We start from the raw sequence: 12,666 nt of genomic DNA, 5'->3' as shown, positions 1-12,666 counted from the left end.
AATAGGTAATATGAGTGCAGCCCCTCTCACATTTGATCTGCATCATTTTCGACAGCGAGGTCTCAGCGGTTCAGTGGTGCCACAAAGCGACTGTCGGCGGCGCTGTAGATCCACGGCTCGTCCACATCCGAAACCTTGAAGCGCACTGTCTGCGAGCTGCTCGCCGGCTTGTCGGCCAGCAACGCCACCGACACCGGCACATCGACGATTTCCCCCGGTGCCAGGCTGATCTCGGTCTTGCCTTGCAGTTGGAAACCCTGCGCATCCAGCAGCTCCACCCGATATTCCTGGCGCTGCTGTGTCTTGTTGATGACCTTGAGGCTGTAGATGTTTTCGATCTGGCCCTGGGCGTTCTCGCGGAACATGCCACGGTCCTTGGTCACGTCCAGCGATACCATCGGCCGCTCCAGCAGTGCCACCACCAACGCCGCAATCATCACCAGCAGCACCGCACTGTAGCCGATCAGGCGCGGCCTGAGCAGGTGGGTCTTGCCGCCTTGCAGTTGATGCTCGGAGGTGTAGCTCACCAAGCCCCGCGCATAGCCCATCTTGTCCATGATCGAATCGCAGGCGTCGATGCACGCCGCACAGCCGATGCATTCCATTTGCAGGCCGTCGCGGATGTCGATGCCGGTGGGGCAGACCTGCACGCACAGCTGGCAGTCAATACAGTCGCCCAGGCCGACAGCGGCCGGCGTGACCTCGCGTTTACGCGGGCCGCGATGCTCGCCACGGGCGCTATCGTAGGAAATGGTCAGGGTGTCTTTATCGAACATCACGCTCTGGAACCGCGCATACGGACACATGTGCATGCACACCGCTTCACGCAGCCAGCCGGCGTTGATGTAGGTGGCGGTGGTAAAAAACAGCACCCAGAACAGACTCACGCCGCCCATTTGCCAGGTCAGCAGTTCGGCGGCCAGGGGGCGGATCGGCGTGAAGTAGCCGACAAAGGTCAGCCCGGTGAGCACGCTGATGCCCAGCCACAACGTGTGTTTGGCCGAGCGTCGCGCTAGTTTGTTCAGGCTCCAGGGCGCCGCTTGCAGCTTGATACGCTGGTTGCGCTCGCCCTCGGTGACCTTTTCGCACCACATGAACAGCCAGGTAAACGAGCTTTGCGGACAGGTGTAGCCACACCACACGCGGCCGGCGAACACCGTAATCGCAAACAGGCCGAAGGCACAGATGATCAGCAAAGCCGATAACAGGATGAAATCCTGGGGCCAGAAGGTGGCGCCGAAAATATGGAATTTGCTTTCGGCCAAGTCCCACAGCACGGCTTGCCGCCCACCCCAGTTCAGCCACACCGTGCCGAAGAACGCCAGGAACAGAAAGCCCGCGCCAACCACGCGCAAGGTGCGGAACAGGCCGGTGAAACTGCGGGTATGGATCAGGTTGTCGCTGGATTTGGCCTTCACCTTCTTTGGGTGGATCGGCTCAAAGGTTTCCACGGTTGGGATTCGTTCGCTCATGGTCGTTCGCTCATCAGCCTCCATCAGGCCGATGAACTATGCGCGCCGGTCTGTTTGCGTAACAGACTCAGGTATGGCGATAAAAAGCGGATCAGATGGGCTTTGGCCAGGGGCCTGCGTCAATGTGCTGCACCCCATGGCGCATGAGGTGCAGGCAGATCTGGCGCGTGCTGATACAGATCAATTAAATCAGCGAACCAGGTTCTTCAGCCTTTACATGCTGGCGCCCATCATGGGCACCTGCCACCGTCAGGGCGTCGGCCTCGGCCTCGGTGATATAGATCCGCTCGGCCGCCAGTTCCACGTACGACATGGATTTGTCGGTGTCGGTAACGATATGGACGCGGGTCGCCGGCACGCTCTGTTCCTGGCCATTGTCATCGAGCATGAAGTAGCACAGTTGGTTTTCGATACGCAGGGGCATGCCGGTCTCCTTTTTCATGGGGTATGAAGGTTAGGGGGCAGCAAGGTGTGTGGGTTCAAGGCAACTGACTGGCGGTCGCCGCTGTCCATCCTTTATCCATAAATAAAGGACAGCATCCATGGACGCCTGGTGGCACGAAGTGTGGCAAACCCTGCAGGCCGAATTCGCCGACCTTGGCGACGCGAAACAGCTCACTCAAATCACTGTTCGCCTGCTGATCGCAGCGCTGTTGGGCGGCATCCTCGGGTTTGAGCGCGAGCACAAGGGCAAGGCTGCCGGTGTGCGCACCCATATGCTGGTGGCAATGGGCGCCGCATTGTTTGTGCTGGTACCGCAGATGTCCGGCAATCAGGCGGATGCCATGAGTCGTGTGGTCCAGGGGGTGATCGCGGGGATTGGTTTCCTCGGCGCAGGGACGATCCTCAAGGGCAAGGAAGACGAAGAGGGCCAGCACGTCAAAGGCCTGACCACCGCTGCCGGGTTATGGATGACCGCCGCCATTGGGGTGGCGGCGGGAATGGGCCGCGAGTCGACGGCGGTGTTGAGTACGCTGTTGGCATTGGCGGTGTTCAGCGTGATGCCCAGGATTGTCAAATCATTGGAAAAGGAGCCCTGATTAAAAGGAAATCTTCGCTACTTGAGTGGACGAATTACCCGCGTTGGGATTGGCGGTGTCAGGTCCCCGGGAGGCGTGACCAATGCCTGAGGGCGAACGTAGGGCGTCGAGGTTATTCTTCGTCAACAAGCCGCCGAGATCAGAGAAGGACTTGGCTGTTGAGTCAATGTTGGAAAACTTTTGCTGGAGGTTGTCCAGGGCGATGTCGTTTGCGAGGAGGGTGTTCAGCACACCATCGCTTCCATCGGCGTCAATTAATCTTGTCAAATTATTCAGGGCCTGCAGTTCCAATAGATTTATCTGGTGCTTTGTTACCGCGTTCTTGGCCGAGCTCAGGCTTGGGGCAAGTTGGTCTTTTCCGAGTTTATGCCCGATGGTTTCAAGGACTTGTGCGTTAGCTTGAGCGTTAGCGCCCTGCAACATTGAGCGGAGATTGGCTGGGCTCAATGTCGAACGGGTCAGATCAATAATTTCACGGGATTCCTTAGAGTGGGGGTTGCGCATGATCCGATTGAGGTTGGTGGGGGTCAGTAAGGCGTTAACGTCGTTCAGGCTGCTGTGCGCCTGTGTTGCGTCCAGTGAGGGTGCCAGGGGGGTGGATGCACTTGCCGGGTAAGACGACGCTTGTGGGGCGCGGTCTGGTTGAGGAAGTTGAGAAAGAGGCGAAGTGTGCTGGGGGGAGATGATTGACATAAGTATCCTCGCGATCAGATGAATTGTCGTAACGCTACGTCCCTGGATATCGGACGAAGCGTTTACGCGAGGTGAGTATAAAAACCAATGGAGTAACGTTCTTTCAGCCGTAGTTTCCAGATTGTGCAGGAAGCTTCTGTTTTGTTTGTGGTCCGCTCGCGGGGGGACAGCTTTTTTTGTCGAGCGAACCTCAAGCCTCATCGAGTCTTTCAGACAATTACCGGTGGCATGGTCGTCGGCGGTTCTTCCACGGGGGGCGGTTCATTTTCCGGCGGTTCCTTCTCGGGAATGGGTTGCGGTTCTGTGGGCGGCAGGGTCGGGTTGTCGATATTCGGGTCCGGGGTTTCAGCCGGGATCGGGATATTCATCGGTGTGGCCTCCTTTGTGCTTTGCTCTAGCGGTGGACATCCACCGGGGCCAATTGATTCCCCGCCCAATGGCGGAACATCCAGCTGAACTTTTAACCTTGGCCCAGGCTCGGACCTATAGCGGCCCTGCTCAGGGAGAGCGCTGCCGTATCGGAATTCGGATCAAGCAAAGAGCGTCCACAGGGCGTAAGGGGAAGATGCTCGATGACTGCTGAAACACTGGCTCCAGAAGACTCCATATTGCCGCTGTCCCAGGCGCTGTTGCTGCCCAGGATCGCGATTGAAAGCACTTCACCCGTGATCGACGGCGGCGAATTTGCCGTGAAGGCCGTGGTGGGCCAGCGGGTCAACGTCACCAGCAAGGTATTCGCCGATGGCCACGACAAGCTGGCCGTATTGATCCGTTGGCGCCCGCTGCATGACGAAAGCTGGCACAGCGTGGTCATGAACGACGTGGGCAACAATGGCTGGGAAGGGGCGTTTACCGTCACCGTCCAGGGCCCTCACGAATACTGCATCGAGGCCTGGATCGATACCTTCGCCAGCTTCTGCTATGAACTGCGCAAAAAACATGAAGCCGGCGTGCCGGTCAGCCTGGAGTTGCAGGAAGGCCGCAGCCTGGTGCTGCAGGCCGCGGAGCGCAGCGACAACGAACTACGCGACCGCCTGATGCTGTTGCACCACGAACTCTCCGGTTTGCTGGAAACCGAGCAGGTCGCGCTGTTTTTGCACGAAGACAGTGCACACCTGATGACCCAGGCCGACCACCGCGCCTACTTGAGCATCAGCACCGTCTACCCGATTGATGTGGAGCGCGAGGCGGCGCAGTTTGCCAGTTGGTACGAGCTGTTTCCCCGTTCGATCACCGACGATCCGGCCCGCCACGGTACCTTCAACGACGTGCACTCGCGCTTGTCGATGATCCATGACATGGGGTTCGACGTGCTGTACTTCCCGCCGATCCACCCGATCGGGCGCAGCCACCGCAAAGGCAAGAACAATTCCCTGACCGCAGGCCCCGACGATCCGGGCAGCCCCTATGCCATCGGCAGCGAGGAGGGCGGCCACGAGGCCATCCACCCGCAGTTGGGCAGCCGTGATGACTTCCGGCGCCTGGTCAAGGCCGCCGCCGAGCATGGCCTGGAGATCGCCCTGGATTTCGCCATCCAGTGCTCCCAGGACCACCCGTGGCTCAAAGAGCACCCGGGCTGGTTCAACTGGCGCCCGGACGGCACGATCAAATATGCCGAGAACCCGCCGAAGAAGTACCAGGACATCGTCAACGTCGACTTCTATGCCGCGGATGCGATCCCGGGCCTGTGGACCGAGCTGCGTGACATCGTGGTGGGCTGGGTGGAAGAGGGCGTGAAGACCTTTCGCGTCGACAATCCCCACACCAAGCCGCTGCCCTTTTGGCAGTGGCTGATCGCCGATGTACGGGCAAAGTATCCCGAGGTGATCTTCCTCGCCGAAGCCTTCACCACCCCGGCGATGATGGCGCGTCTGGGCAAGGTCGGTTACTCCCAGAGCTATACCTACTTCACTTGGCGCAATACCAAGGCCGAACTGGCCGAATACCTGGCGCAATTGAACGAGTCGCCGTGGCGCGAATGCTACCGGCCGAACTTCTTCGTCAACACGCCGGATATCAACCCAGGCTTCCTGCATGAATCCGGGCGCCCAGGTTTCTTGATCCGCGCCGCGCTGGCCACCATGGGGTCGGGCCTGTGGGGCATGTATTCGGGGTTTGAGCTGTGTGAAGCGGCTCCGGTGCCGGGCAAAGAGGAATACCTGGACTCGGAGAAATACGAGATTCGTCCTCGGGACTTCACCGCACCCGGCAATATCATCGCCGAGATCGCCCAGCTCAACCGCATCCGCCGCCAAAACCCGGCCTTGCAGACCCACCTGGGGCTGAAGCTCTACAACGCCTGGAACGACAATATCCTGTACTTCGGCAAGCGCAGCGAGGATGGCAGCAACTTCATTCTCGTAGCGGTCAACCTCGATCCGTTCAATGCCCAGGAGGCCCACTTCGAGTTGCCGTTGTGGGAATTGGGCCTGCCGGACGATGCGCACACCCAGGGTGAAGACCTGATGAACGGCCATCGCTGGACCTGGTATGGCAAGACCCAGTGGACGCGGCTGGAGCCGCAGATGCCGTTCGGGATCTGGCGCATCAGCACCTCTTGAGCCTGGTGAGGAGCAACATGTGGGAGGGGGGCAAGCCCCCTACCACATTGACCAGGTTCAGTCTGCACGATTTTTCGAGTATTTCAGGAGTTTCCAATGGCGAAGAAACCCAAGGCTGCCACCTTCATCAAAGACCCGCTCTGGTACAAGGACGCGGTGATCTACCAGGTTCACGTCAAATCCTATTTCGACTCCAACAACGACGGCATCGGTGACTTTCCCGGCCTGATCGCCAAGCTCGACTACATCGCCGACCTGGGTGTCAACACCATCTGGCTGCTGCCGTTCTACCCCTCGCCACGCCGCGATGACGGCTATGACATTGCCGAATACCGGGGCGTGCACAGCGACTACGGAACCATGGCCGATGCCCGGCGCTTTATCGCCGAAGCCCACAAGCGCGGGTTGCGGGTCATCACTGAGCTGGTGATCAACCACACCTCCGATCAGCACCCGTGGTTCCAGAGGGCACGCAAGGCCAAGCCGGGCTCGGCGGCGCGGGACTTCTACGTGTGGTCCGATGACGATCAGAAATACGACGGCACCCGCATCATTTTCCTCGACACCGAAAAGTCCAACTGGACCTGGGACCCGGTCGCCGGCCAGTACTTCTGGCACCGCTTCTATTCCCACCAGCCGGACCTCAATTTCGACAACCCGCAGGTGATGAAAGCCGTGCTGTCGGTGATGCGCTACTGGCTGGACATGGGCATCGACGGCCTGCGCCTGGACGCCATCCCCTACCTGATCGAGCGCGATGGCACCAACAACGAAAACCTGCCGGAAACCCACGACGTCCTCAAGCAGATCCGCGCCGAGATCGACGCCCATTACCCCGACCGCATGCTGCTCGCCGAGGCCAACCAGTGGCCGGAAGACACGCAGCTGTATTTCGGCGACCGCAAGGGCGATGACGGCGATGAATGCCACATGGCGTTCCACTTCCCGCTGATGCCGCGCATGTACATGGCGCTGGCCCAGGAGGATCGCTTCCCGATCACCGATATCCTGCGCCAGACCCCGGAGATCCCCGCCAATTGCCAATGGGCGATCTTCCTGCGCAACCACGATGAGCTGACCCTGGAAATGGTCACCGATAAAGAGCGCGACTACCTGTGGAACTACTACGCCGCTGACCGTCGCGCACGCATCAACCTGGGCATTCGCCGGCGCCTGGCGCCCCTGATGGAGCGCGACCGCCGCCGTGTGGAGTTGCTCAACAGCCTGCTGCTGTCGATGCCCGGCACCCCGACCCTGTATTACGGCGACGAAATCGGCATGGGCGACAATATCTACCTCGGCGACCGCGATGGCGTGCGCACGCCGATGCAATGGTCCATCGACCGCAACGGCGGTTTCTCCCGCGCCGACCCGGCCAGCCTGGTGCTGCCACCGATCATGGATCCGCAATATGGCTACCTGTCGGTCAACGTCGAAACCCAGGCCCAGGACCCGCACTCACTGTTGAACTGGACCCGCCGCATGCTGGCGGTGCGCAAGCAGTCCAAGGCGTTTGGGCGTGGCAGCCTGAAGATGCTCTCCCCAAGCAATCGCCGCATCCTGGCGTATACCCGCGAATTCACCGGCGAAGACGGGCGCACCGAGATCATCCTGTGTGTGGCCAACGTCTCGCGCAGCGCCCAGGCGGCCGAGCTGGACCTGTCGGCTTTTGCCGGCATGGTTCCGGTGGAGATGCTCGGCGGCAATGCGTTCCCGCCCATCGGCCAACTGAATTTCCTGCTGACCCTGGCGCCGTATGGCTTCTATTGGTTCGTGCTGGCGGCGGAAAACCAGATGCCCAGCTGGCACGTGGAGCCGGCGCAAAGCATGCCGGACTTCACCACCCTGGTGCTGAAAAAACGCATGGAAGAGCTGCTCGACGAACCGTGCCGCACCACCCTCGAACAGACCTCGCTGCCCGCCTGGCTGCCCAAGCGCCGTTGGTTTGCCGGCAAGGACACCGCCATCGACAGCGTACGCATCGCCTACGGTGTGCGCTTTGGCGACCCGCAGCACCCGGTCTTGCTCAGCGAGCTGGAAGTGACCGCCGGTGGCCAGGTCAGTCGGTATCAGCTGCCGTTCGGTTTTCTTGGCGAAGACCAGTTCACCAGCGCCTTGCCGCAACAGTTGGCCCTGGCCCGCGTCCGGCGAGTGCGTCAGGTCGGCCTGGTGACGGACGCCTTCAGCCTGGAGCACTTTATCCGCGCGGTGATCCAAGGTCTGCAGGCCGGTACCGTGTTGAACGGCAGCGACGGCGACCTGCGTTTTGAAGCCACGCCACACTTGGACACGCTGCAACTGACGGACGAGTCGCCGGTGCGTTACTTGTCTGCCGAGCAGTCCAACAGCTCGGTGGTGGTGGGCGAGAGCCTGGTGCTCAAGCTGATCCGCAAAGTCAGCGCCGGGGTGCACCCCGAGCTGGAAATGAGCGCCTACCTGACGCAGGCGGGTTATCCGAATATCTCGCCGCTGATGGGCTCGGTGATTCGCCATGATGGCGCCGGCCAGGACAACCTGCTGATGATCGCTCAGGGCTACTTGAGCAACCAGGGTGACGCATGGAGCTGGACCCAGAACAACCTGGAACGTGCCATTCGCGATGAACTGGCCGAGGCCATCTCCGAACAGGAACAGCATTACAACGCACTGGGCGAGCTGGCGGACTTCGCCGGGCTGCTCGGCCAGCGCCTGGGTGAAATGCACGGGGTGCTGGGGGCCAAAACGACCAATAAGGACTTCAAGCCCGAACCGACCAGCGCCAAGGATACCCAAGCCTGGGCCAAGGACGTTGGTGCGCAGATCGACCGTGCATTGCAATTGCTCAAGCTGCATCAAAGCCAATTGAACCCTGCCGATCAGGCGCTGGTCAGTGAATTGCTGGCGCAGAAAAAAGCCATCGGCGCGCATGTCCAGGCGCTGGCGAAAGCCACCTTGGGCGGGCTGCGCATTCGCGTCCACGGTGACTTGCACCTGGGCCAGGTGCTGGTGGTGAAGGGCGATGCCTACCTGATCGACTTTGAAGGCGAACCGGCGCGGCCGCTGCATGAACGGCGCGGCAAGCACAGCCCGTATAAAGATGTGAGCGGCGTGTTGCGCTCCTTTGACTACGCGGCGGCCATGGCCTTGAACGTACAAGGGGTGGATCACTCGCCCGCAGCGGACCAGGCGCGCAGGCGCGTGACCGATCGCTACCTGAAAGAGGCCCGCCAGGCATTTATCCAGGCTTATCAGGCCGCTGCGTCTACACTGGCGCATGACTGGCAGGATGCCAAGGGCCAGGACGCCGCGCTGACGTTGTTCAGCCTGGAGAAGGCCGCGTATGAGGTAGCGTACGAAGCGGAAAACCGCCCGACCTGGTTGCCGGTGCCCCTGCAGGGCTTGCACGGGTTGTTGAGCGGGATTACATCTAAATCGAACACTGCACGCGGTGGGGAGACGTCATGAGCTTTACGAGTAAAGAACCGCTGCAACCGAAGTTGACAGCCATGCCGGCGTCCAAGGACGTCGAAGCGCTGGTGCGCGCCGAGCACCACGACCCGTTTTCCATTCTCGGGCCACACGATGACGAGCAGGGCGGCCAATTTATCCGCGCGTTCCTGCCGGAAGCCTTGAGTGTCCAGGTGCTGAGCCGCGATGGCGGTGAACAGATCGGCAGCCTGGATGCGACCCAGGTGCCGGGCCTGTTCGTCGGGCAGTTCAACACCCGCCAGGCGTACTTGCTGAAAATCCAGTGGGCCGGTGGCGAGCAGATCACCGAAGACCCTTACAGCTTCCAGCAACTGTTGCTGGGGGAGATGGACCTGTACCTGTTCGCCGAAGGCAACCACCGTGACCTCAGCAGTTGCCTGGGGGCCCAGGTGACCAACGTCGATGGCGTAGACGGCGTGCGTTTTGCCGTGTGGGCACCGAATGCGCGGCGGGTTTCGGTGGTAGGAGACTTCAATATCTGGGACGGCCGCCGCCACCCGATGCGCCTGCGGCATCCGTCGGGCGTGTGGGAGATCTTCATTCCACGCCTGCAACCTGGCGCCGCCTACAAGTACGAAATCCTCGGTGCCCACGGGATTCTGCCGCTCAAGGCCGACCCGATGGCGCTGGCGACCCAGTTGCCACCCGATACCGCCTCGAAAGTCGCCGCGCCGTTGCAGGTGGACTGGCAGGACCACGAGTGGATGCAAGCGCGGGTCGAGCGCCAGAAGGCCACGGCGCCGCTGTCGATCTACGAGCTGCACGTGGGCTCCTGGCAGTGCGAGCTGGACGAGGCCGGCGAAGTGGCGCGCCAATACACCTGGCGCGAGCTGGCCGAGCGGTTGGTGCCGTATGTGCAGCAACTGGGCTTCACCCACGTTGAATTGATGCCGATCATGGAACACCCGTTCGGCGGTTCGTGGGGTTACCAGGCGCTTTCACAGTTCGCACCGACGGCGCGTTTTGGCTCGCCGGAGGACTTCGCCTATTTTATCAACGCGCTCCATCAGGCCGATATCGGCGTGATCCTCGACTGGGTGCCGGCGCATTTCCCTACCGACACCCATGGCCTGGCGCAATTCGACGGCACTGCGTTGTATGAATACGCCAACCCGCTGGAAGGCTTCCACCAGGACTGGGACACGCTGATCTACAACCTGGGCCGCACTGAGGTCCACGGCTTCATGCTGGCCTCGGCGCTGCATTGGCTCAAACACTTCCACATTGACGGGCTGCGGGTGGATGCGGTGGCGTCGATGCTGTACCGCGACTATTCGCGCAAGGCCGGCGAATGGGTGCCCAACCGCCATGGCGGGCGCGAGAACCTGGAAGCCATCGACTTCCTGCGCCATTTGAACGACGTGGTTGCACTGGAAGCGCCCGGCGCCCTGGTGATCGCCGAAGAGTCCACCGCCTGGCCCGGCGTCAGCCAGCCCACCCAACAGGGCGGCCTGGGCTTCAACTACAAGTGGAACATGGGCTGGATGCACGATTCTTTGCATTACATCCAGCAGGATCCGGTCTATCGCGCCCATCACCATAACGAGTTGAGCTTCGGCCTGGTGTATGCGTGGTCCGAGCTCTTCATCCTGCCGATTTCCCACGATGAAGTGGTGCACGGCAAGCACTCTCTGATCGACAAGATGCCCGGCGACCGTTGGCAGAAGTTTGCCAACCTGCGCGCCTACCTGGCGTTCATGTGGATGCATCCGGGCAAGAAGCTGCTGTTCATGGGCTGCGAATTCGGCCAGTGGCGCGAGTGGAACCACGACCAGCAACTGGACTGGTACTTGCTGCAGTACGCCGAGCACAAAGGCGTGCAAAAGCTGGTGGGTGACTTGAATCGCCTGTATCGCGAAGAGCCGGCCCTGCACGAGCAGGATGATGCGCCTCAGGGTTTCCAGTGGCTGATCGGCGACGACGCGATCAACAGCGTCTACGCCTGGCTGCGCTGGAGCAAGGACGGCAAGCCGGTGCTGGTGGTGGCCAATTTCACCCCGGTGCCCCGTGAGGCCTACAAGGTGGGCGTACCGTTTGGTGGGCGTTGGAGCGAGGTGATCAACAGTGACGCCGATACCTACGCGGGTTCCAATTACGGCAATGGCGGTGGCGTGTTCACCGAGGATGAGCCACGCCATGGGCAACCGGTGTCACTGTCGTTGAACCTGCCGCCGTTGGGGGTGCTGATTTTGCGGCCTGACGGGAGTTAAAGGCTCTACCCTGCTGGATTCAGTTGTCCACGCTGGTGGCAGGGTGCCACAATGGCGCCTTTGTCATGGCAGTCGAATCAGGCGAATTTCATGAATGGCCTTGGGCATGGGCGGGACCAGGATTGCTTTATAGAGGCACAGGTGCGAACCGACCGTTTGCACCAGTTGTTTCGCCAGTCATTTGCAGCCATTTTCGGCAGCTACATGGCAGCCGCCATGCTCTGCTGGCTGTGCTGGGAGCGCTTCGATCACACGTTGATGCTGGTGTGGCTGGTGGTGTTGGGCGCGTCGTCGCTGCTGCGGGTCAAGATGTTCCTGGACTGGTTCCGCTGCCCCAACAGCGAACGCACCCCGGACCGCTGGGAGCGCCGCTACTGGGTCACGCTGGTACTGTCCGCGGGCATTTGGGGGGCTGGGGCACTCGCGCTGATGCCCCCCGATGATCGGTTGTCCCAGGCGCTGGTGATGCTGTTCACCGTGGGGATGTCGGTCAGTGCGGTGTCGTGTTATTCGGCCTATCGCTATATGACCCTGGTGTCCATCGGCCTGGTGTTGCTGCCGTGCACCCTGTGGCTGTTGTTCCAGCCCACATCGATGCAAGTGGGCATCGGCATCGCGGTCCTGGTGTTTTCCACGTTTGTGGCCAGTGCCACGCGCAAATTGTCCGATGCACTGGAGAAAGCCTTTCGCCTGACCCGGCAAATGGAACGGGCCCATAACATCTCGACCCGTGCCGCACAGACCGATGAGCTGACCGGCCTGATGAACCGCCGGGCGTTTTTCGAACATGCGCAATTGCTGTATGCGCAATGCCGTCATAACCAGCAGCCGCTGTGCGTGCTGATGATGGACATGGACCACTTCAAGCAAATCAACGACACCTATGGGCACCAGGCCGGCGATCAGGTCTTGCGCCAGATTGGCGGGGTGATCAGTGCGTCGTTCCGCAAGGCCGATGTGTATGGTCGCTTGGGCGGCGAAGAGTTTGCCGTGTTGTTGCCCAATACGTCGTTGGACACCGCGCGCACTATTGCCGAGGACCTGATCAAGGCTATCGCCGGTTTGGCCGCCGAGCCGGTCAAGGGGCTGTCAGCCAGCCTTGGGGTGGCGTTCACCCATGCCGTGGACGAGGACCTGCACGGCCTGATGAACAGCGCCGACAAAGCGCTGTACCGGGCCAAGGCATTGGGCCGCAACCAGGTGGCCGTGGCGGAGTAGGGCG

Annotated in this window: 9 protein-coding genes; 5 read left to right on the top strand and 4 right to left on the bottom strand. The window is 61.0% G+C overall.

Annotated elements, in window-relative coordinates; translation table 11 throughout:
• Window positions 1–62 precede the first annotated feature (62 nt).
• The gene (gene ccoG, locus C8K58_RS22120; RefSeq protein WP_108574320.1) at window positions 63–1,472 is read right to left on the bottom strand and encodes a cytochrome c oxidase accessory protein CcoG; all 1,410 of its coding nucleotides are present in this window, start codon (window positions 1,470–1,472) and stop codon (window positions 63–65) included.
• A gap of 184 nt (window positions 1,473–1,656) precedes the next feature.
• The gene (locus tag C8K58_RS22115) at window positions 1,657–1,896 is read right to left on the bottom strand and encodes a DUF3203 family protein (protein WP_027606388.1); all 240 of its coding nucleotides are present in this window, start codon (window positions 1,894–1,896) and stop codon (window positions 1,657–1,659) included.
• A 118-nt stretch (window positions 1,897–2,014) separates the two neighbouring features.
• On the opposite strand from C8K58_RS22115, the gene C8K58_RS22110 reads away from it, so the two are divergent.
• Window positions 2,015–2,512: an MgtC/SapB family protein gene (locus C8K58_RS22110; protein ID WP_027606387.1), complete on the top strand. Its 498-nt coding sequence runs from the start codon at window positions 2,015–2,017 to the stop codon at window positions 2,510–2,512.
• Here C8K58_RS22110 and C8K58_RS32340 read toward each other — a convergent pair whose 3' ends face one another.
• Together C8K58_RS32340 and C8K58_RS32535 are read right to left on the bottom strand one after the other, a co-directional pair.
• Window positions 2,513–3,205, bottom strand: coding sequence for a hypothetical protein (locus tag C8K58_RS32340; protein ID WP_133822140.1), 693 nt, complete (start codon window positions 3,203–3,205; stop codon window positions 2,513–2,515). It abuts the gene before it with no gap.
• A 209-nt stretch (window positions 3,206–3,414) separates the two neighbouring features.
• The gene (locus C8K58_RS32535; RefSeq protein WP_166655319.1) at window positions 3,415–3,573 is read right to left on the bottom strand and encodes a hypothetical protein; all 159 of its coding nucleotides are present in this window, start codon (window positions 3,571–3,573) and stop codon (window positions 3,415–3,417) included.
• A gap of 204 nt (window positions 3,574–3,777) precedes the next feature.
• On the opposite strand from C8K58_RS32535, the gene C8K58_RS22100 reads away from it, so the two are divergent.
• The 4 genes from C8K58_RS22100 (at window position 3,778) to C8K58_RS22085 (ending at window position 12,662) form a co-directional block, all read left to right on the top strand.
• A complete protein-coding gene (locus tag C8K58_RS22100; protein WP_027606385.1) occupies window positions 3,778–5,766 on the top strand; it encodes an alpha-1,4-glucan--maltose-1-phosphate maltosyltransferase in 1,989 nt (662 codons plus the stop codon).
• Window positions 5,767–5,862: 96 nt separating this feature from the next.
• Window positions 5,863–9,210 carry a maltose alpha-D-glucosyltransferase gene (gene treS, locus C8K58_RS22095; RefSeq protein WP_027606384.1) on the top strand — a complete coding sequence of 1,116 codons (3,348 nt, stop codon included), beginning with the start codon at window positions 5,863–5,865 and terminating at the stop codon, window positions 9,208–9,210.
• Complete coding sequence (glgB, locus tag C8K58_RS22090; protein ID WP_027606383.1) at window positions 9,207–11,444, top strand: 1,4-alpha-glucan branching protein GlgB; 2,238 nt, start codon at window positions 9,207–9,209, stop codon at window positions 11,442–11,444. The genes treS and glgB overlap by 4 nt, the downstream gene beginning before the upstream one ends.
• Window positions 11,445–11,495: 51 nt before the next feature.
• Complete coding sequence (locus C8K58_RS22085; protein ID WP_027606382.1) at window positions 11,496–12,662, top strand: diguanylate cyclase; 1,167 nt, start codon at window positions 11,496–11,498, stop codon at window positions 12,660–12,662.
• Window positions 12,663–12,666 lie beyond the last annotated feature (4 nt).

The organism is Pseudomonas sp. GV047, from assembly GCF_003058245.1.
Taxonomy (GTDB): Bacteria; Pseudomonadota; Gammaproteobacteria; order Pseudomonadales; family Pseudomonadaceae; genus Aquipseudomonas; species Aquipseudomonas marginalis.
Note: the sequence above shows the minus strand (reverse complement) of the source record. Positions and strands in the feature narration are given on the sequence as shown.